Source organism: Eubacterium sp. AF22-8LB, assembly GCF_003458715.1.
Lineage (GTDB): Bacteria > Bacillota_I > Bacilli_A > Erysipelotrichales > Erysipelotrichaceae > Holdemanella.
On record NZ_QRVI01000012.1, the window covers coordinates 1 to 21,037 of the forward strand.

Sequence of the window (21,037 nt, forward strand, 5' to 3'; positions counted from 1 at the left end):
ACTCTATTTGACAAGAGTTACTCTATTTTTTATTTTGTCTGTTGTGATGATTTTATAATTTTTTGTTTTTAGATTCGATGAAACATCACTATCTTTATCTACGATCCATATCGCTTGTACATCATAATCAAGAGTAGATAGATATTTCTTTCCATCCTTTACACTCATACAAAATAGAGTCGTGCTTAAGGCATCGGCCTTTCCTGAATCTTTTGTGATGACAGTTACACTTCGTACATCGTTTGCAGGATAACCGGTTTGTGGATCAATGATATGGGAATACTTTTTATTTTTATATGTAAAATATCTTTGGTAATCTCCACTTGTAACTAAACAAGTGGCTTTTTTTGTTGAATATTGAACTAGAGCATCATTTGAATCTGGACTTTGAATACCAATCTTCCAATTGGATCCATCTTTTTTTTCACCAAGTAAGACAACGTTACCACCGGCATTGATATATCCATTGGTTAGGCCTGCTTTATTTAATGCTTCTTTGGCAAGTTGAGCGGTATATCCTTTGGCAATGGCGCCTAGATCAAGAGATAATTCAGAATCTAAATAACGTACTGTATTTCCATCAATTTGAATTGAATTTATATCAATATGTTTTAAGGCTTCTTGAATTTGTTCATCACTTGGAGGAATCTGTGTGTTTTCCCTGGCATCATGCCAAAGATTTAAAAGCGCTCCTTGTGTAATGTCAAACTGTGAGTTTTCTGCCTGCATTTTAAGTGCTAATTGTAAACAATTAATAAAGGTAGTATCCATTTCTATTGGATGATCATAGGCTTCATGATTCAATGTATATAGGTTGTTCATATTTTTATAGGCATGGTATTGGTCAAAACGTTTGTTGTTGTCTTTAAATGTTTTTCTTAATATCTTTGTATACTTGGCAAAATCTGCTTGTGAACACGTACAATTCAATGTGATTGGGGTGTCAAAACCTACATCGGTAAGTGTAATATTGAGATCTTCGCTTTTTGGATTTGCTTTATTTTGTGTATAGAAGATAACGGAACAAATAAAGATCAAGAAACATATCGAGAGTACCAGCCATGATGTAATGGATTTATTTTTTTGCATAAGAGTATTATAGAATGAATTTAATTGGTTGTAAATGTAAGTACTTACCTAAATTATGGGAAATTGTCAAAAAATTCTTGAAGTTGTGTGAAAAAAGGCCTATGATTAACTAGTATAAATGGGAGGTAGGATTTATATGTCACTATTTTTAGGACCAATGAGACAGCATATCCCTGGTAAAAAAGAATTGACAGAGAAGTCTGAATTATTACATCTTATGCCTAAAAAGGAAGTTTATATTCCTTTAGTAGCAGGACGTACTTTAGACTTTGATATTCTTGTTGAAGAGGGAGATACTGTATCCGTTGGAACAAAACTTGCTGAAACGAAGTCAGGTTTTTATGTGCCAATTTATTCAAGTGTTTCTGGAACTTACAAAGGAATTGTTAAGAGAATGCACAATTCTTTGCGTCCACAAAATCACATGGTGATTGAATGCGATTTCAAACAAACAAAAGTTCAATCATTTGCACCTTTAGACTGGCAAAGTGCTTCTAGAGAAGAGTGTGTGGATTTTGTAAAAAATGCAGGTATTGTTGGTTTAGGTGGAGCTGGTTTCCCAACCTATGTTAAATACATGAAACCAGATGGAGTTGATTACGTATTGATCAATGCCGTAGAATGTGAACCATATATCACAGCTGATTACCGTTCGGTAATGGATGATGCACAAGATTTAGTTACTGGTGCTAAAATCATGAAGAAAATGGCAGAAGCTAAAACGGTTTACATTTGTATCAAGGAATCTCACCCAGATTTAATTGAAAAAGTAAAATCAAGCTTAAATGATGCTGCTGGTGTTGAGGTTCGTCCAGTCCCTGATGTTTACCCAATGGGATGGGAACGTGTTTTAGTACGTGAAGTATTACATAAGGAATATGGTGGATTACCAGCCGAAGCCGGTGCCATCATTGGAAATGCTTCGAGTGCTATTGCGATTGCGAAAGCTTTCGAAAAGGGTGAAGCAATTACCCAAAAGAATTTAACAGTTAGTGGAGAATGTGTTAAAAATCCACACAATGTTTGTGTCCCTGTTGGAATGCCTGTTAGTGAAATCATTGAAGCTTGTGGTGGATATACACAAGATACTGTTCGCTTGATTTCAGGTGGACCTATGATGGGTAAAACAATTGTCAATGATATGTTTGTCGTTGATCGTGCCATGAATGCATTAACTGTATTACCAGCTGCTAATGATGATGCGATTGCTTGTTTACGTTGTGGTAAATGTAGTGATCATTGTCCAAGTGGTTTACAGCCAGTCCGTATTACGGCTGCATTGAAGGCCAATGACGTAGACGAAATGTCAAAACGTGGCGTTATGAGTTGTATCGAATGTGGAATGTGTACTTATATTTGTCCATCTCATATTGATGTAACTGAAAATGTTCGTAAGGCAAAACGTATTGTTATGCTTAAGAAAAAGTAGGGAGGATTCAAATGAAATTTACTTTTCATGTAAGTCCAAGCATTAAGAATAACTTGTCAACACAACGTATCATGAAGGAACTAACTTTAGGCTTACTTGTTGTGTTTGCAGCTTCAGTCATTTACTATGGTAAATCTATCGGAGCCGATGCTGCTTTACATTGTATTCTTTTATTAGCTTGTTCTTTAATTACAACATTAGTTTGCGAATCCATCTTCGCAAAAATTATGAAGAAAGATGTTAAAACTTTCTTAAAGAACTCATTTGGATGGGTTTCAGCTATCATTTTAACTTTAATGGTACCTGTAAACATGTCTTGTTATGCCGTTATCGTTGCAACCGTATTCGCAATCGTAATTGCTAAATTATTGTTTGGTGGTTTTGGACAAAATATCTTCAACCCAGCAGCTGTTGGACGTGCTTTAATTCTTCAAGCTTTCACTGGTGTTAGTGTTGGATTGGTTACATATGCTACACCAACAACTACAATTGCTAGTACTTATCATTGGTTGCCAGCAAATGCCAGTGTTTTAGATGCTTTTTTGAAAACTATAAATGGAACTAATAAAGGTACTTTCTTAGATTTAGCTTTAGGTAACTACCCAGGATCATTAGGTGAAACATTTACTATCTTGATTTTGATTGTTGGTGTAGTTCTAGCAATTCGTCAAATCATTGACTGGAGAGTTCCTGTTGTATACTTAGGTACAATTTTTGTATTGACAGCAGTTGTTGCAGCTATTACAGGAATTGATTCATACCACGGTATTCCTGCAGTTATCTGGTATCCATTACTTCACATCTTAACTGGTGGTGTTGTATTTGGTGCTGTATTTATGTTGACAGATCCAGTAACAAGTCCAACAAGCGCAAGTGGTCGTGTTGTATTCGCAATGGGTGCGGCTATTATCACTGTACTAATTCGTTTAAAGGCAAACCTTCCAGAAGGATGTTTATATTCTATCTTATTAATGAATATGTTTACTCCTTGGATCGAATCTTGCTTCGACGGAAAACAATTAGAATTGGTTAAAAAATCAAGAATTGTCTGTGCCTGCTTAGCTTTAATTGGTTTAGCTATCAGTTTCTATGCAGCTAGTTCTATTCAAAAGGTAGAAGATGTACCTGCAACTACAGCTGCTGTTGTTGAAACGATGGAGGTAACTCTATGAACAAGATCGTACATTTAGGTTTATTCTTGGCCATTGTTAGTGCTATTGCTGGTGGTGCCTTAGCATTCGCAAACCAAATGACTGCGCCAGTTATTGCTGAAAATAATGAGCGTCAAGAAAAGGAATCATTGGTTGCAATGTATCCAGATGCAAGCGAAAATGATTTTAAAGTTGTTAATAAGACTTTTAATTCTAAAACTGTTCAAAAGGTTTATGAATATAAAAATGTATATATCTTCAACATGAGTGTTAGTGGATATAAAGAAGGAACTGTATTCTTAGTTTCAATTGATAAGGATACAAAGAAAATCGACAAATATAATGCCATCAGTAATGGAGATACTAAGGGCTTAGGTTCTCAAGTAACTGAGGCTCCATTTAAGAAATCTCTAGAAGGAAAAGATGCAACTGGTGAATTGGATACAATTTCTGGTGCCACTGTTTCTTCTGGTCCAGTTGTGAATGGTATTCATGAAGCTGCAAAGCTTGTCGATAAGTTGAAGTAAGGAGGTTATCTAGATGAATCGTTTTGAAAACTTTAAAGCGGGTTTGATTAAAGATAACCCAGTATTCTCATTATTCTTAGGAATTTGTTCAACACTTGCCATTACTACAAGCGTAAACAATGCGATTGGTATGGGTGTTAGTGTTATTATCGTATTGATCATGTCAAACGTGATTATTTCATGTGTTCGTAAAATTACACCAGATGAAATTCGTATTCCAGTTTATATCGTTATCATTGCGACTTTGGTTAAGATCATTCAAATGTTGATCCAAGCCTATGCTCCAAGCTTAAATACAAGCTTAGGTGTATTTATTCCATTGATCGTAGTTAACTGTATCATCTTAGGTCGTGCGGAAGCATTTGCGAGCAAGAATGGTATTTTAGATTCAGCTCTTGATGGATTAGGAATGGGTCTAGGATATACATTAGCTGTACTTGCGATGTCATTTATTCGTGAATTGATTTCGACTGGAGGAATCAAAGTGGTAAACCCATTTAACGAAGCACAAGTTTGGTTAAACCTACACATCATCCCTGAAAACTTTACAATTAGTGTTTTTGGATCAAGTGTAGGAGCCTTCATTACATTTGCGGTTTTAGCAGCAGCTGTTGGTGCTTATAAACAACATGTAAATGCTAAAGAGGAAGCTGCAGCAAAGGAGGTAAAGTAAGATGGGTGAATTGATGGCACTTTTAGTAACGAGTGTATTAGTAAATAACGTTATCTTAACGCAGTTCTTAGGTATGTGCCCATTCATGGGTGTTTCTAAAAAGAAAAGCTCAGCCATTGGTATGGGTGTTGCCGTAGTCTTTGTTATTGTCGTTGCAGCAATCGTTACATATGGTCTATATTATTTAGTCCTTGTACCTTTACAACTTGAATTTATGGATTTGATTACTTTTATCTTGGTAATCGCATCTTTAGTTCAGTTAACTGAAATGTTTATTAAAAAGACAAGTCCTGCACTATACAAATCATTAGGTGTTTACTTACCTTTGATCACAACAAACTGTGTTGTATTAAACGTATGTTTAGTAAATATCTCTAATAGTTATAATTTTGCACAAATGTTAGTATACTCAATCGGTACTCCATTAGGATTTGCCCTTGTATTATTCATTTTCTCTACAATTCGTGAAAGATTAGAACAAAGTGAAGTTCCAAATGCCTTTGTTGGTAATCCAATTGCCTTGATTGTAGCTGCTATCATGGCTATGGCATTTTCTTGCTTTACAGGAATTGTATAATGAGATATCTATATGCAATATTGTTTTTTGGTGGATTAGTTGCCATCTATATTGTTTTGTATTTAATGAATAAAAAAACACCCAAACCAGAGGGGTGTGAAGATTTAAAAGCCGATTGTGATGGATGTAAGGATTTTTCCTGCACAAACAATCCGGCTCATAATCAAGTGAAGGGAGAATAAATATGGTAATTGTAGCCGTAATTATGATGCTTGTACTTGGTGCAATACTTGGCTTGGGTCTAGGTGTTGCCGACAAATATTTAAAAGTAGAAGCAGATGTACGTGTTGAAAAAGTAACATCATTGCTACCTGGATATAACTGTGGTGGTTGTGGATTCCCTGGATGTAGCGGTATGGCTGAAGCCTTGGTATCAGGTGATATGGATCACATTGCTTGTAAACCTTGTAAAGCTGACAAGCGTCAAGAAATCATTGATTACTTAAAAAACACACCAGGACCTGATGGTTCTACAATCGAAGTAAAAGGATAAAATGAAAAAGACGGAATTTCAATTTCCGTCTTTTACTTTACTTGATATTGTTTGATGATTTCCAACAATTTGGATTCATCCGGATCAATATAGATGGTTTTATTGGATTTCATCGTCACAAAACCAATCTTAGATCCTGGTACCTTTTTGATCTGAGAAATCAAACAATAATCGACTGGTACTGAACTAGAATCTTTTCCTTTTGAATAGTAGGCTGCAAGCTGGGCACATAACCGTATTTGGAATTCTGTGAAATGATCACTTTTAAGTAGTACGTGAGATCCATGGTAATCTTTTACGTGGAACCATAAATCGTTCTTACGTGAGACTTGGTGAGTCACATAATTATTTTGAATGTTGTTTTTACCAACATAGATTTCACAATCTTCCAAGACTAAATGAAGGACATTTGGCTTATTGCTCTTCTTTTTTCTTTTGTTTTCTTTTTTAGGCATTAAGACACGCTGCTTAATTAACTCTTCACGAATTTCACCTGCATCAAATACAGTACAGTGCTGCAACTGTTCTTCTAGCTGCGTATAGTATTCGATATCTTCTTTACATTGTTCAATTTGTTCTTCTAGAATGACTAGACTTCGTTTCATCTTGTGATACTTCTGATAGTACTTATTCGCATTGGTTTTTAAATCAAAACGCATATCGATTGGAATTTTTACATCCTCATTTGTTTCAAATGAAGGTAAGACAATGGTTTTCTCCTTGTTTATTTGATACATATATGCAAAGATCAAATCGCCATACTCTTGATATTTTTTGTAGTCTTTGCCATCCTCTAGAGCTTGTTCAAGCTTAGGAAGCTTCTTGATTTGTTTCGTCTTTTCTTTATCAACTATACGAATGATATCGCCATATTGTTCTTTAATACGCTTTTTTTGTTCATCCTCTTCATATAAATGATTCAAACCCTCCATGATTGTATAGATTTTAGGTATCTCATTTAGATGCTTGAGTTCGATACAATGAAAATCTTTTTGATAAATATATAAAGTATTTGAAGAAACAAGTTCATTTAAAATCTCATTATAGTTTTCACCACTTTGAATACGATAAATAAATTCATTGGATAATAATGGAGAAAAACCATAGATTTGTTTCACAAGACTTTGATCTAAGTCGACATTCTGAATTTCAAAAGGATTTTTCTTTTCAGGTTGTGCTGGGGCAATATATTTTGCGCCTGGATGAATGAATCGTTTGGCATTTTCATATACAGGAATACGCTTTAAAGCATCTTGAATGATACCACCCTTTACCAGTATCATGTTGGCATATTTTCCCATTAATTCAATATATAAATTGTATTTAACTAGGTCTTGAAATTCGTTTCGACAAGATAGGTGCAAGCATAAAATACGATCATATTCTACTTGCTCAAAGGATTCGACAATGGCTTGTGAGCATAGCTTTCTTAAGACCATCACAAAGTTGGATGGTTCAGGCTGAATACCAGGAATGAAATTTGCGATATATACACGGTTTGTGTTGGAATGTACATTGATCACAAGTTTTTGGTTACCCTCGTTACGTGTATGCAGATGAATTAATATTTCTTCATCGCTAATATTTTGTATTTTACCAATTTTGCATGGTGTATAGGCATTTAGTTTTTGTTGAATGTTGTATAAAAATAATCCGTCAATGGCCATAGAAAACCTCCTTAGTCTGATAAAGATTATAGCATACTAAAATTAAATTTGACACATATGGTTTGGACTTGTAAAATGGATGAAAAGAGGGAGAGCAAGAATCACATGGAAAGAGGTTTATTAATCATTTTGAGTGGTCCTAGTGGTGTAGGAAAAGGGACGATTCGAAAATATTTTGAACAAGATGAACGCCTAAATTTAGCTTATTCGACTTCAATGACAACACGTAAGCCACGTGCAGGAGAAGTAGATGGAAGAGATTATTATTTCTCAAGTCGTGAAGATTTTGAAGAAGCCATCAAGAATGGGGAATTACTTGAGTGGGCTGAATTTGTTGGAAACTATTATGGTACACCTTTAAAAGAAGTCAATCGTTTACGTGACGAAGGCAAAAACGTCTTATTGGAAATTGAAGTGCAGGGTGCATTGCAGGTGCAGGAAAAATGTCCAGATGCTGTATCGATTTTTATCATTCCACCATCAATGGAAGAGTTGGAAAGACGTATTCGTGGACGTAGTACGGAGCCTGAAGAAATCATTCAGCAAAGGCTTGCCAAAGCTAGCAATGAGATGAAGATGGTATCGCAATACAAATATATTGTTTGTAATGATGATCCAAAGTTAGCGGCTGAATTGATTAAGACGATTATTCTTCGCCATGTTGAGCTTGAAGAAAACAAATAGTTGCACAAAATCGGTTTTTGTGCTATAAATATATTGTATAGAAATTAAAGGAGTGGGTCGTACCACTCCTTCTATTTTGCTACTAAGGAGAATAAGTATGGACAATCTTAAAGAATGGATTGAAGAAGTTCTTAATGCGAATGGGTGCCATTTATATGAAATTGAATGGATTACAAATCAACAAACCCCATTATTAAGAGTTTCAGTTGAAAAAGAAGACGGTACAATGGATTTGGATACTTGTGCAACTTGTTCAGATGCGATTGGACAAATGCTTGATGAAAAAGACTGGTATGCCAATGAATACATGCTTGAGGTTTGTTCGCCAGGAGCAGAAAGAGAGCTTAAGACGGATGAAGAAATTCAAAGAGCTGTTGGTAAATATGTCTATGTCAAAATGAAGGATCCAAAACAAGGATTAGATCAAGTGATTGGAGATCTTGTTGAAGCAACAGAAAACGATGTAACCATTTCATATCGTGATAAGACAAGAACAAAAAAGATCACTATTGAAAAGAGTAATATTTCGCTGATTATGACAGCAGTAAAGGTATAGGAGAACAAAGATGAAACCAAAAATTAAAGTTAAAGATATCGCTAAAGCATTACAGGGTATTGAAACAGATCGTAAATTGACTAAAGAAATCGTTGAAGATGCATTAAAAGAGGCTTTAACTAAGGCTTATCGTAAACATATCGAAATTCCTGATGCTTATGTACGTGTAGACATTATCGATGATACGATTCACATTTACCATGAGCGTATGGTTGTTGAAGAAGTTGAAGATGATGAATTAGAAATTGAATTAGAAGAAGCTAGAAAAGAAAATCCAAACATTCAATTGGGTGATATGGTCGATGAAGAAGTTGATTTTACAGACTTTGAACGTGCTGCTGTAGTACTAGCAAAGAATGTTATGAAACAAAAGATTCGTGAAGCAGAAAAAGCATTGGTATATGAAGAATATTGTGACAAAGTCGATGAAATGGTTTTAGGTACAATTGAAACGGTTGAAGAAAAATTTGTTGTTGTCAATATTGGTAAAACATATGCGGTCATGAAAAAATCAGATCAGATTCCAACAGAACACTACAAAGAAGGAGACAACATTTTAGTTGTTATTACGGAAGTAAATAAAGAAACAAAGGGGGCACAGGTTTTAGTTTCTCGTGCTACACCAGTTTTTGTTCGTCGTTTATTTGAACGTGAAGTTCCTGAAATTTACAATGGTATTATTGAAATCAAAGCCATTGCCAGAGATCCAGGTGAAAGATGTAAAATTGCTGTTTATTCACACAATGAAAATATTGATCCAATTGGAGCATGTATTGGTCCTCGTGGAAGTCGTGTTCAAACCATCATCAATGAATTACATGGTGAAAAAATTGATATCTTCGAATGGTCAGACAATATCAGTGAATTAATTGCGAATGCATTAAGTCCAAGTGTTGGTGTTGCAGTCATTCCAAATGAAACTGTAAAAGATGGATTGATTGTTGTTGTGCCTGATAACCAATTATCATTGGCTATTGGTAAACGTGGTAAAAATGCGCGTTTAGCTGTTAAATTAACAAACCACAAGATCGATATCAAATCAGAAACTGAAATGCAGGAATTAGGTATTGACTATATGGCTATTTCAGCTAAGATGCAGCAGGAATATGAAGAAAAGAAAGCCAAAGAACGTGCTTATAAACAACAACAAAAGATTGAAGAATTAAAATCAAACGAATCTGAAATCGAAAATATTGATGTAGCTGACTTCACTTATGAAGATGAAGAAGTGGATGCGGTTGAAGAACATGCCGAAGATACTTTATTCGAAAAAGAGAACACAGTTAAAGAAACTGAACAAGAAAAAGAAGTTGATGAAATGGAAGAGGCGGCTCGTATTGCGAAACAAAATCGTAAAGAAAAGACGGCTGCTGATGTAAAGGAATATACTTCTAAATTTGAATCTATGGCAGATGCTTCAAACAAACAAGAAGAGGTTGTTTCTAAACCTAAGAAAGAAAAAGAAAAGGTTGAAGAAGAAAAGAAACCTGTTGAAGTTAAGAAATTCAACTATGAGGATATGAAGCCTATCTATTCAGAAGAAGAGTTAGCTGAAATCGAAGAGCAGGAATATGAAGAAGAAAATGCTTGGGATGATGATGTTGACTACGAAGAATATGATGAATACTATGATGACTAGGAGTAAGTTACATGCGTAAGATTCCAATGAGAAAATGTGTCGTTACCCAAGAACGCTTTCCTAAAAAGGAATTGATTCGTGTGGTGCGTACACCTGAAAAAACAGTTGAGATTGATTTAACAGGTAAGAAAAATGGGCATGGTGCTTATATTCAAAAAAGCTTAGAAACCCTAGCTCTTGCGAAAAAGAACAAGGCTTTACAAAGAGCTTTAGAAATTGAAATTCCTGAAGAAGTTTACCAGGAATTAGAGAACATCATTACCAATGAATAAGATTACGAATTTGATCCAGCTTGCCTATCGAGCAGGTAAGGTGGCAAAAGGCGATTCTTTACTTGTAAGTATTCAAAAATCTCAAGCCAAAGTTGTTATTGTGTCTTCTTTATGCGGTCAAAACCGTATGAAGAAGATTCAAGATAAATGCACATTTTACAATGTGCCGTATATAGTAGTAGAACCATCTGTATTAGATGATGTTTCATACAAAAAGATGAGTGCTATTGCGATTGTAGATAGTGGCTTTGCCAAAGCGATTATCGAAAAGATGAAAGGTTAGGTGATTCGATGGCTTATAACAACAAAAACAAAAAGAAACCAAATCGAAAAGGGCATAAGAGTTCGTATCAGTCTAATGCACCTAAAAAGGAAGAAGCAGTAAAGGAAATCACATATAGTGATGCGATTACTGTAGGTCAGTTAGCACAGTTGCTTCATAAGAACAGTTCTGAAATCATTAAATTTTTATTTATGATGGGAAATATGTCAACAATCAATACGGTATTATCAGATGATGATATTGAATTGATCTGTATGAACTTCAATGTGGAAGTACATAAAGAGGTTGTTGTTGACGAAGATGATATTGAAGAACAACTTCAAAATGTAGAAGAAGATGAATCCAAATTAGTACCTCGTCCTCCTGTTGTCACAATCATGGGTCACGTTGACCATGGTAAAACAACATTATTGGATACAATTCGTAAAGCGAATGTTACGGAAAATGAATTTGGTGGTATCACACAGCACATTGGTGCGTACCAAGTATCCTTAAAGGGAAGAAAGGTAACATTCTTAGATACACCAGGTCACGAAGCTTTTACAGCTATGCGTGCGCGTGGAGCGGAAGTTACGGATATTGTTATTATCGTAGTTGCAGCGGATGATGGTGTTATGCCACAAACAAAAGAAGCCGTAGACCATGCGAAGGCTGCAGGCGTTCCTATTGTAGTTGCGGTTAACAAAATTGATAAACCAGGTGCAAATCCAGACCGTATCATGTCTGAAATGAGCGAGTTAGGAATTATGCCAGAAGAATGGGGCGGAGATACAATCTTTACTCAGGTTTCAGCTAAAAAAGGAACTGGTGTTCCAGAATTGTTGGAGACTATGTTATTAGTTGCGGATATGCAGGAATTAAAGGCAAATCCAGATACAAATGCTTCGGGAACTGTAATTGAAGCAAAACTAGATAAAGGTCGTGGACCTGTTGCCACATTGTTAGTTCAACGTGGTACATTACACACGGGAGATAGTGTTGTAGTTGGTACTAGTTATGGTCGTGTTCGTAAGATGACAAATGATCGTGGTATGGAAATCAAACATGCTGAACCAAGCTGTCCAGTAGAAATCATTGGTTTAAATGAAGTGCCAAGAGCCGGTGATGTATTCATGTCTTATGATAGCTATAAAAAGGCTGCTGAAATTGCAGGTCATCGTTTGGATAAACAAATTGAAAAAGAACGTAATTCAACAAGCGCTATGTCTTTAGAAGATTTAGCTAAGAAAATTGATGAAGGTGATGTTCAAGAAATCAATGTCTTGATCAAAGCCGATGTTCAAGGTTCTGCGGAAGCTTTAAAGGCTAGTATGGAAAAGCTAGAAGTTGATGGAAACGTTCGTATCAATGTCATTCGTTCAACTGTAGGAACAATTACAGAATCAGATATCTTATTGGCAAGTGCTTCAAATGCGATTATTTATGGATTCAACATTCGTCCTAGTGCAGCTATTCGTAAAAAGGCTGAAGAAGAAGGTGTGGAAATTCGTTTACACAACATCATCTATAAGGCTTTAGAAGAATTACAGGCTGCTATGAAAGGTTTGCTTGCACCAGTATACGAAGAGGTAGTTATTGGTCAGGCAGATGTTCGTCAAATCTATAAAGTTAGTAAGATTGGTACAATTGCTGGATGTATGGTTACGGATGGTAAGATGAAACGTGACTGTAAAGTTCGTTTGATTCGTGAAGGTATTGTTGTTTATACAGGTAAACTTGGATCATTACGTCGTTTTGAAAATGATGTTAAGGAAGTTATAAATGGTTACGAATGTGGTATGACAATTGAAAACTTTAACGATATTAAAGTAGGAGATATTATAGAAGGCTTCGAAGATCAGGAAGTGGAAGAATAGTATGTCATTAAAAACAGAACGTATGGAGATGACAATTCAAAGAGAGATTTCACATATTCTTCAATTTGAATTGAAAAATCCTAAATTAGGTTTTTGCACAGTAACGGATGTACAATGTACAAATGATTTATCACAGGCAAAAGTTTATGTGACATTTTTAGGTCAACAAGGTCGTAATGATGCAGGTATGCGTGTATTAAATCAGTCGAAGGGTTTCATTCGTTCGGGTGTCGCAAAGAAAATAAAGATTCGTAAGATGCCAGAATTGATCTTTATTCAAGATACAAGTCTTGAACAGGGAAATAAGATTGAAAACATTTTAAAGGAAATCGAAAAATAGAGAAGACTTAGTGGTCTTCTCTTTTTTTGTTTGTCGATAGTATTAAGGAACAGAGTCCTAATGGTAGATAAGTAAAATTCTTTGTTAAGAAGTATGTGAATATAAAACATATCCCTGCGAGAATAAATAATATTCGATTTATATTTGTGTTCATAGTTATTGTAACTCCTTTAAATTGATTATAACAGAAAAAAATTGTTGAATTGTAAAAAGTAAGAAAAAAAGAAGAGATTCAGTTTTAGATGAATCTCTTTTTGAAGTAGTTAGTTATTATTGATTTAAATTAGTCACGTTCTACGATAGTAGCACAACCCATACCACCACCGATGCAAAGTGTAGCTAAACCTTTCTTAGCGTCACGTTTTTGCATTTCGTGTAGTAATGTAACTAAGATACGGCATCCACTAGCTCCAACTGGGTGTCCTAATGCAACGGCTCCACCGTTAACGTTAACTTTGCTCATATCGAATCCTAATTCTCTAGCAACAGCTACAGATTGTGCAGCGAAAGCTTCGTTAGCTTCGATTAAGTCCATATCATCAACTGTTAATCCAGTTTTTTCCATTACTTTACGAGTAGCAGCAACTGGTCCAATACCCATAATTTCTGGTTCAACACCAGCTAATGCACCTTGTACCCAAGTAGCCATTGGTGTAACACCTAATTCTTTAGCTTTTTCTTCGCTCATAACAACGATAGCAGCAGCACCATCATTGATACCTGAAGCATTACCAGCAGTTACCATTCCGCCTTCTTTTCCAGAGCAGCAACGTAATTTAGCTAATGATTCAGCAGTTGTTCCTGGACGAGGTCCTTCATCAACTTTGAATTCAACGATTTCTTTTTTAACTTTAACTGGAACTGGTACGATTTCGTCATCGAATTTGTGTTCAGCCATAGCTTTTTCTGCTTTTTGTTGAGAGTTAGCTGAGAATTCATCTAATTCTTCACGAGTTAAGTTCCAACGATCACAGATGTTTTCTGCAGTGATCATCATGTGGTAGTGGTTGAATGCATCAGTTAATGCATCGTTAACCATTGTATCAACGATAGTAGCGTTGTTCATACGGTAACCGAAACGTGCTTTTGTCATTGCGTATGGTGCCATTGACATGTTTTCCATACCACCAGCAACTACGATATCAGCTTGACCAGCCATGATCATTGCAGCAGCTTGGTTAACACAGTTTAAACCAGATCCACAAACAACGTTTAATGTTACAGCAGGAACTTCAATAGGTAGACCAGCTTTGATGCTAGCTTGACGAGCAACGTTTTGTCCTTGAGCTGCTTGGATAACACATCCCATTAAAACTTCGTCAACTAGTTCAGGTTTAACACCTGCACGGTTTAATGCTTCTTTAATTACGATAGCACCTAATTCAGCAGCTGGAGTGTTACTTAAAGCTCCACCCATTTTACCAATAGCAGTACGACATGCACCTGCTAAAACTACTTTTTTTGTCATATTAATATTCCTCCATGTAAGACTATTAAGTCATTTACCTTTTAAACTTTATCATAGTGAATGATGAAAATCAATCACAAATTAAAAAATTCACAAGTGAATTCAAAGAAATAAGGAGAATAGCTCTCCTTATTAATTAATCGCACATTTTTACGATAACAGCGGCACCTTGTCCTCCACCAATACATAGGGAAGCAAGACCGATTTTTGATTTACGTTTTTGCATTTCATATAACAATGAAACTAAGATACGGTTACCACTAGCACCAACTGGGTGACCTAAAGCAATAGCACCACCGTTTACGTTTGTCTTAGCTAAGAATGCTTCACGATCCATTCCTGTAGCTTCTTCCAATTCGTGGATAACACCTAATGATTGTGCTGCGAAAGCTTCGTTTAATTCAACTAAATCAAGATCTTCAATCTTAAGATCTGCATACTTCAATGCATTTAAGATAGCTGGAGTAGGACCTAATCCCATAACTCGTGGGTCAACTCCACCTTGTCCAAATCCGATAACTTCAGCGATTGGTGTTAAGTTATATTTCTTAACAGCATCTTCACTAGCAACGATAGTAAATGATGCACCATCATTGATACCAGAAGCATTACCTGCTGTTACAGTTCCATCTGCATTGAATGCTGGACGTAATTTAGCTAATTTTTCAAGACTTGTTTTACGAGGGTGTTCATCTGTATCAAATACAACTTCACCTTTACGAGTCTTATAAGTAATAGGAACGATTTCATCCTTGAATTTACCTGCAGCAATAGCAGCTAAAGCTTTTTCTTGAGAAGCAAATGCGAATTCATCTTGTGCTTCACGAGAAATGTTATATTTCTTAGCGATGTTATCAGCTGTACATCCCATGTGAATTCCATACATTGCATCTGTTAGACCATCGTGTAACATAGCATCAACTAATTTTTGGTCTCCCATCTTAGTTCCTGTACGGTTTTTGTAGCTTAACATGAATGGAGCACGAGTCATAGATTCAACACCACCAGCAACATATAAGTCACCAAAGTTAGCTTGAATACGAAGTGTAGCTTCCATAACAGCTTTCAAACCTGAACCACATAACATATTGATTGATTGTGCACAAACTTCAACAGGAATACCTGCATCAAATGCAACGTGACGAGCAATGTTTTGTCCTAAACCTGCAGCGATTACGTTACCAATAATAACTTCGTCCAAGTTTGCTGGATCGATGTTAGCCTGTTTAATAGTTTCTTTTAAAACTGTAGCTCCAACAGTTGCTAAATCAACATCTGTTAGACTTCCCAAAAAAGTACCAATTGCACTACGTTTAGCAGCAACAATATAAGCTTTTCTCATTTGTATACCTACTTTCTACTCCTAATCGAGATTTACTTTTTACAACGTTAGTCTAGTCCTTTAAATAGGGGATGTCAACCACTTGTTTATAATTTCACATGCTAAAAATGCTCAATATATATTAATAAGATAAAGCTTATTGAACAATTTGTTAAAATATTAACAAAAGCATTGACGAGGTCGAAAAAAGTATGTAGAATATGACTGTGTGAAAAGTTTAACATACTTTCTCATGCTATCGATGTCCTAATTCGAATAGTTCAAAAAACTGGAAAGGAGAACTTCATTTATGGATTTCAATTTAACAGAACAACAATTAATGATGCAAAAGTTGTTCAGAGAAGTTGCGCAAAACGAAGTAAAAGAAAACGCAGCGGATGTTGACGAAAACGAAAGATTCCCTAAGGAATCTGTAGAAGTGATGCGTCAAGCAAAAATGCTTGGTATTCCTTATTCTCGTGAATACGGAGGAGCTGGCGCAGATTATTTATGCTACATTTTAGCAATTGAAGAATTGTCTAAAACATGTGCTACTAGTGGTGTAGTTTTATCAGCTCACACTTCATTAGGTACTTGGCCTATTGCTCAGTTCGGTACTGAAGAACAAAAACAAAGATTTTTAACAGATCTTTGCACAGGTAAGAAATTAGCTGCATTCGGTTTAACTGAACCAAACGCAGGTACAGATGCTGCTGGACAACAAACAACAGCTGTATTAGATGGTGACGAATATGTTATCAATGGTACAAAAATCTTCATTACAAATGCTGGAGAAGCTGATGTATATGTAATTTTTGCCATGACAGACAAAACTAAAGGAACACGTGGAATTTCTGCTTTCATTCTTGAAAAAGGAACTCCAGGATTCACATTCGGTCTTCACGAAAAGAAATTAGGTATTCGTGGATCTGCTACATGTGAATTAATCTTCAATAATGTACGTATTCCAAAAGAAAACTTATTAGGAAAAGAAGGTATGGGATTCAAGATTGCCATGCAGACACTTGATGGTGGACGTATTGGTATCGCAGCTCAAGCATTAGGTATTGCTCAAGGTGCTATCGACGAAGCTGTTGCTTATGTAAAACAACGTAAACAATTTGGTCGTCCAATTGCTAAATTCCAAAATACTCAATTCCAATTAGCTGATATGCAAACAAAAACAGATGCAGCTCGTTGGTTAGTATATTCTGCAGCTACTGCTAAACAAGAAGGTCGTCCTTATACTCAATTAGCTGCTGAAGCAAAATTATTTGCTGCTGAAACAGCTATGGAAATTACAACTAAGGCTATCCAATTATTAGGTGGATACGGATATACTCGTGACTTACCAGTAGAAAGAATGTTTAGAGATGCTAAGATCACTGAAATCTACGAAGGTACTTCAGAAGTACAACGTATGGTCATCTCTGGCGCAATGTTGAAGTAAGAAAGGAATTGGTGTTGAAAATGAAAATCGTTGTTTTAGAAAAACAAGTTCCGGATTCAACTGAAATCACAGTTGATAAAAAAACTGGTGCGTTAATTCGTGACGGTGTACCTGCAATCACAAACCCTGATGATTTAGCTGGTTTGGAAGCTGCATTGGAATTAAAAGACAAAAACCCTGACACTGAAGTTGTTGTAATGACAATGGGATTACCTAAAGCTGCTGAAATGTTAAAAGAAGGCGTTGCTATGGGTGCTGACAAAGGTGTTTTATTAACTGACCGTGTATTAGGTGGATCTGATACATGTGCTACAAGTATCGCTTTAGCTGCTGCTTTGAAAAAAGTAGGATTCGATTTAGTAATCGCTGGTCGCCAAGCTATCGATGGTGATACTGCTCAGGTAGGACCTCAAACTGCTGAACGTTTGGATATTCCTCAAATTACTTATGTAGATGAAATCTTAGAAGTAAAAGAAGATACAATCACAGTAAAACGTTCATTAGAAGATGTTGAACAAATCGTAACTGCTAAGTTGCCATGTGTTATCACAACATTATCTGGAATGAACAAACCTCGTTACATGCAATGTGACAATATCGTTGACTTATGTAAAGAAGACAAGATCGAAGTTTTAACAAATGCTGAATTAGGAATCGATCCAGAAACAGTTGGTTTCAAGGGTTCTCCTACATCAGTTAAAACTACTTTCACTAAAGACGTAACTGATAAAACAGAAGTATTCACATTGTCTGAGCAGGAAACTGCAGATATGATTGCTAAAACATTGAAAGAAAAGCAAATCATTACAAAGTAGGGAGGATGAAGTAGAATGGCTCGATTTGAAGAATATAAAGATATCTTCGTTTTCGTTGAACAAGAAAACGGAAACATTGCAGAAGTAAGTTATGAACTTATTTCAGAAGCAAGAAAACTAGTTGCTTCTATCCCTGAATTTGGATACAAAGTAGTTGGTGTATTGCTTGGAGAAAATGTAAAAGAAAAAGCTCAAGAAGTTATTAGTCATGGAGCTGACAAAGTAATCGTTGTTGATGATGCTTTATTAAAAGACTATTCAACTCAATTCTATGCAGATGCTTTAACACAAGTTGTTTTAGCTCACAAACCAGATTCAATGTTAACTGGTGCCACTCCTTTAGGACGTGACTTAGCACCACGTGTAGCTGCTCGTTTAAACGTTGGTCTTACTGCAGATGCTACTAAGATCGAAGTTGACTTAGAATATGCTAAAGAAACTGGTGAATCATTATTAGACGTAACTCGTCCTACATTCGGTGGTAACTTATTTGGTACAATCGTATGTAAAGACACTCGTCCACAGATGGCTACAATCAGACCAAAAGTATTTGAATTAGCTCCAACAGATGCTAGCCGTACTGGTGAAGTTGAAGAATTCAAACCAACTTGGAGAACTACAGATCCTCAAGTATTCGTAGAAAAAGTTATTGAAAAAGTTAAAGCAGATGTAGATATCACTAAAGCTAACATCTTAGTAGGTGCTGGTCGTGGTGCTGAAAATTGCTTAGACGTACTTCAAAAAGTAGCTGACGAATTAGGTGGTGTAGTTTGCTGTACACGTGCCGTTGTTGAAGATGGATTCTTAGACAAAGATCGTCAGGTTGGTCAAACAGGTAAAACTGTACGTCCTTCATTATATATCGCTTGCGGTATTTCAGGAGCCGTACAACACTGTGCAGGTATGGATAAATCAGATTTGATTATCTCTATCAACCGTGACCCTCAAGCAGAAATCTTCAATATTTCTAACATGGGATTCGTTGGTGACTGTGCTACAGTATTACCTTTATTAGTAGAATCAATTAAAGCTGCAAAAGCTGAATAATAAAAAGGAGCAAAACGAAATGAAAAATGTAGGTGTTATTGGTGCTGGAACAATGGGGCAAGGTATTGCCAATGCATTTGCTACAGCTGGTTACAATGTAACTGTATGTGATATTAAAATCGAATGGGCACAAAATGGTATCAACAAAATTGGTGCTAAATTAGATAAATTAGTATCTCGTGAAAAAATTACTGCAGAAAAAGCAGAAGGTATTAAAGCTAACTTAACAGCTGGTGAATACAAAGATTTAGCTGATTGTGATTTAATCGTTGAAGCTGTTCTTGAAAAAATGGAAATCAAAAAAGACTTATTTAAGACTTTAGATGAAATCTGTAAAGAAGACTGCATCTTCGGAACAAACACTTCAAGTTTAAGTGTTACTGAAATCGCTAACGGAATCAAACACAACGTTATCGGTATGCACTTCTTCAACCCTGCTGATCGTATGAAATTAGTAGAAGTTATCTCTGGTGAAAACACTCCAGTTGAAACTAAAGAAGCTATTATCGAATGCTCTAAATCATTAGGAAAAACTCCTGTTGAAGTTGCTGAAGGACCTGGATTCGTTGTTAACCGTATCTTGATTCCTATGATTAATGAAGCTTGCTTCATTTACCAAGAAGGATTGGCTAGTGTTGAAGATATCGATACAGCTATGAAACTTGGAGCTAACCACCCAATGGGACCGTTGGCTTTGGGTGACTTAATTGGATTAGATATCGTTTTAGATGTAATGGAAGTATTATATACTGAAACTGGAGATCCTAAATATCGTCCATGTACATTATTAAAGAAAATGGTTCGTGCTGGAAAATTAGGTCAAAAAACTAAACAAGGATTCTACAGCTACAACTAGTGAAATAACTAAAGTGAAACACTCGTTGTTTCACTTTTTATTAATATTTAGAGGAGAAAAATCATGGAAAACGTTTTATTAGAAAAACAAGGACACGTATCAATTATCACAATCAACCGTGAAAAAGCATTAAACGCATTATCAACAGCTGTATTAAATGACTTAGAAGAAGCTGTAAACACAGTAAAAGCTGATAAAGATACTTACTGTGTAGTTATCACAGGTGCTGGAAGTAAATCTTTCGTTGCGGGTGCAGATATTGCTGAAATGAAAGACAAAACTGTTGAGGAAGCTGCTGAATATGGAGCTTATGGAAACAAAATCTTCCGTCAAATCGAAACTTTACACTGCCCAGTTATCGCAGCAGTTAACGGTTTTGCATTAGGTGGAGGATGCGAATTAAGCATGGCATGTGACATTCGTATTGCTGCTGAAAACGCAATCTTTGGACAACCAGAAGTAGGATTAGGAATCACTCCTGGATTTGGTGGAACTCAACGTTTAGCTCGTTTAGTACCTGCAGGAATCGCTAAAGAAATGATCTTTACAGCTCGTAACATCAAAGCTGACAAAGCATTAGCAATCGGATTAGTAAATGCGGTAGTTCCTCAAGAAGAATTAATGGCAACTGCATTAAAGATGGCGAATGGAATCTGCAAAAATGCTCCAATTGCTGTTGCACAATCTAAAAAAGCTATCAATGCTGGACTTCAAACAGATATAGATTCAGCTATCGCAATCGAAGTAAAAGATTTCTCTGATTGCTTCGCTACAGAAGACCAGACTTATGGTATGGAATGCTTCGTAAATAAAGTAAAAGAAAAAGAATTTAAAAACAAATAAT

At 35.9% G+C, this 21,037-nt stretch carries 23 protein-coding genes; 19 read left to right on the forward strand and 4 right to left on the reverse strand.

Features of this window, described 5'->3' with window-relative positions; translation table 11 throughout:
• Positions 1 to 3: 3 nt before the first annotated feature.
• Positions 4 to 1,089 carry an FAD:protein FMN transferase gene (locus DWY01_RS05890; RefSeq protein ID WP_117994793.1) on the reverse strand — a complete coding sequence of 362 codons (1,086 nt, stop codon included), beginning with the start codon at positions 1,087 to 1,089 and terminating at the stop codon, positions 4 to 6.
• A 136-nt stretch (positions 1,090 to 1,225) separates the two neighbouring features.
• Here DWY01_RS05890 and DWY01_RS05895 point away from each other — a divergent pair, with 136 nt between their 5' ends.
• From DWY01_RS05895 to DWY01_RS05925, 7 genes are read left to right on the forward strand one after another with little or no spacing between them, the layout of a single operon-like run.
• Positions 1,226 to 2,518, forward strand: a complete 1,293-nt coding sequence (locus DWY01_RS05895; RefSeq protein ID WP_117994797.1) for an RnfABCDGE type electron transport complex subunit C — start codon at positions 1,226 to 1,228, stop codon at positions 2,516 to 2,518.
• Between the two features lie 11 nt (positions 2,519 to 2,529).
• On the forward strand, positions 2,530 to 3,690 hold the full coding sequence (locus DWY01_RS05900) for an RnfABCDGE type electron transport complex subunit D (protein WP_117994801.1): 1,161 nt from the start codon (positions 2,530 to 2,532) through the stop codon (positions 3,688 to 3,690).
• On the forward strand, positions 3,687 to 4,196 hold the full coding sequence (locus DWY01_RS05905; protein ID WP_117994804.1) for an FMN-binding protein: 510 nt from the start codon (positions 3,687 to 3,689) through the stop codon (positions 4,194 to 4,196). Before DWY01_RS05900 ends, DWY01_RS05905 begins: the two co-directional genes overlap by 4 nt.
• A 13-nt stretch (positions 4,197 to 4,209) precedes the next feature.
• Positions 4,210 to 4,869 (forward strand): electron transport complex subunit RsxE, encoded by a 660-nt coding sequence (gene rsxE, locus DWY01_RS05910; RefSeq protein WP_117994809.1) that lies wholly within the window; start codon positions 4,210 to 4,212, stop codon positions 4,867 to 4,869.
• A gap of 1 nt (position 4,870) precedes the next feature.
• Positions 4,871 to 5,446 carry an electron transport complex protein RnfA gene (locus tag DWY01_RS05915; RefSeq protein WP_117994812.1) on the forward strand — a complete coding sequence of 192 codons (576 nt, stop codon included), beginning with the start codon at positions 4,871 to 4,873 and terminating at the stop codon, positions 5,444 to 5,446.
• Positions 5,446 to 5,628 (forward strand): hypothetical protein, encoded by a 183-nt coding sequence (locus tag DWY01_RS05920; protein WP_117994816.1) that lies wholly within the window; start codon positions 5,446 to 5,448, stop codon positions 5,626 to 5,628. The genes DWY01_RS05915 and DWY01_RS05920 overlap by 1 nt, the downstream gene beginning before the upstream one ends.
• Before the next feature lie 2 nt (positions 5,629 to 5,630).
• Complete coding sequence (locus DWY01_RS05925) at positions 5,631 to 5,939, forward strand: (Fe-S)-binding protein (protein ID WP_117994819.1); 309 nt, start codon at positions 5,631 to 5,633, stop codon at positions 5,937 to 5,939.
• A gap of 32 nt (positions 5,940 to 5,971) precedes the next feature.
• Here DWY01_RS05925 and DWY01_RS05930 read toward each other — a convergent pair whose 3' ends face one another.
• Positions 5,972 to 7,606 carry an NFACT family protein gene (locus DWY01_RS05930; protein ID WP_117994822.1) on the reverse strand — a complete coding sequence of 545 codons (1,635 nt, stop codon included), beginning with the start codon at positions 7,604 to 7,606 and terminating at the stop codon, positions 5,972 to 5,974.
• Between the two features lie 105 nt (positions 7,607 to 7,711).
• Between DWY01_RS05930 and gmk the strand changes: the two genes are divergently transcribed.
• The 7 genes from gmk to rbfA all read left to right on the forward strand — a co-directional run bounded on the left by gmk (position 7,712) and on the right by rbfA (position 13,236).
• Entirely contained in the window at positions 7,712 to 8,290 is a 579-nt protein-coding gene (gene gmk, locus DWY01_RS05935) for a guanylate kinase (protein ID WP_117994826.1), read from the forward strand.
• A 97-nt stretch (positions 8,291 to 8,387) separates the two neighbouring features.
• Positions 8,388 to 8,846 carry a ribosome maturation factor RimP gene (gene rimP, locus DWY01_RS05940; protein WP_199519894.1) on the forward strand — a complete coding sequence of 153 codons (459 nt, stop codon included), beginning with the start codon at positions 8,388 to 8,390 and terminating at the stop codon, positions 8,844 to 8,846.
• 10 nt (positions 8,847 to 8,856) lie between these two features.
• Positions 8,857 to 10,485, forward strand: a complete 1,629-nt coding sequence (gene nusA, locus DWY01_RS05945) for a transcription termination factor NusA (RefSeq protein WP_243001975.1) — start codon at positions 8,857 to 8,859, stop codon at positions 10,483 to 10,485.
• Positions 10,486 to 10,496: 11 nt separating this feature from the next.
• Complete coding sequence (gene rnpM, locus DWY01_RS05950) at positions 10,497 to 10,757, forward strand: RNase P modulator RnpM (protein ID WP_117994829.1); 261 nt, start codon at positions 10,497 to 10,499, stop codon at positions 10,755 to 10,757.
• The gene (locus DWY01_RS05955; RefSeq protein WP_117994832.1) at positions 10,750 to 11,040 is read left to right on the forward strand and encodes a ribosomal L7Ae/L30e/S12e/Gadd45 family protein; all 291 of its coding nucleotides are present in this window, start codon (positions 10,750 to 10,752) and stop codon (positions 11,038 to 11,040) included. Before rnpM ends, DWY01_RS05955 begins: the two co-directional genes overlap by 8 nt.
• Positions 11,041 to 11,048: 8 nt before the next feature.
• On the forward strand, positions 11,049 to 12,896 hold the full coding sequence (gene infB, locus DWY01_RS05960; protein ID WP_117994836.1) for a translation initiation factor IF-2: 1,848 nt from the start codon (positions 11,049 to 11,051) through the stop codon (positions 12,894 to 12,896).
• A 1-nt stretch (position 12,897) separates the two neighbouring features.
• Positions 12,898 to 13,236: a 30S ribosome-binding factor RbfA gene (gene rbfA / locus DWY01_RS05965; protein WP_117994841.1), complete on the forward strand. Its 339-nt coding sequence runs from the start codon at positions 12,898 to 12,900 to the stop codon at positions 13,234 to 13,236.
• 283 nt (positions 13,237 to 13,519) lie between these two features.
• On the opposite strand, the gene DWY01_RS05970 is transcribed toward rbfA, so the two are convergent.
• Positions 13,520 to 14,704, reverse strand: a complete 1,185-nt coding sequence (locus DWY01_RS05970; protein ID WP_117994846.1) for an acetyl-CoA C-acetyltransferase — start codon at positions 14,702 to 14,704, stop codon at positions 13,520 to 13,522.
• Between the two features lie 136 nt (positions 14,705 to 14,840).
• Positions 14,841 to 16,046: an acetyl-CoA C-acetyltransferase gene (locus tag DWY01_RS05975; protein ID WP_003865001.1), complete on the reverse strand. Its 1,206-nt coding sequence runs from the start codon at positions 16,044 to 16,046 to the stop codon at positions 14,841 to 14,843.
• 289 nt (positions 16,047 to 16,335) lie between these two features.
• On the opposite strand from DWY01_RS05975, the gene DWY01_RS05980 reads away from it, so the two are divergent.
• The 5 genes from DWY01_RS05980 to DWY01_RS06000 all read left to right on the forward strand — a co-directional run bounded on the left by DWY01_RS05980 (position 16,336) and on the right by DWY01_RS06000 (position 21,036).
• On the forward strand, positions 16,336 to 17,475 hold the full coding sequence (locus DWY01_RS05980; RefSeq protein ID WP_003865002.1) for an acyl-CoA dehydrogenase: 1,140 nt from the start codon (positions 16,336 to 16,338) through the stop codon (positions 17,473 to 17,475).
• Between the two features lie 20 nt (positions 17,476 to 17,495).
• Entirely contained in the window at positions 17,496 to 18,290 is a 795-nt protein-coding gene (locus DWY01_RS05985) for an electron transfer flavoprotein subunit beta/FixA family protein (RefSeq protein ID WP_117994849.1), read from the forward strand.
• 15 nt (positions 18,291 to 18,305) lie between these two features.
• On the forward strand, positions 18,306 to 19,337 hold the full coding sequence (locus tag DWY01_RS05990; protein ID WP_117994853.1) for an electron transfer flavoprotein subunit alpha/FixB family protein: 1,032 nt from the start codon (positions 18,306 to 18,308) through the stop codon (positions 19,335 to 19,337).
• Between the two features lie 19 nt (positions 19,338 to 19,356).
• On the forward strand, positions 19,357 to 20,193 hold the full coding sequence (locus tag DWY01_RS05995; protein WP_003865005.1) for a 3-hydroxyacyl-CoA dehydrogenase family protein: 837 nt from the start codon (positions 19,357 to 19,359) through the stop codon (positions 20,191 to 20,193).
• Between the two features lie 63 nt (positions 20,194 to 20,256).
• Positions 20,257 to 21,036, forward strand: a complete 780-nt coding sequence (locus DWY01_RS06000; protein WP_117994857.1) for an enoyl-CoA hydratase-related protein — start codon at positions 20,257 to 20,259, stop codon at positions 21,034 to 21,036.
• Position 21,037 lies beyond the last annotated feature (1 nt).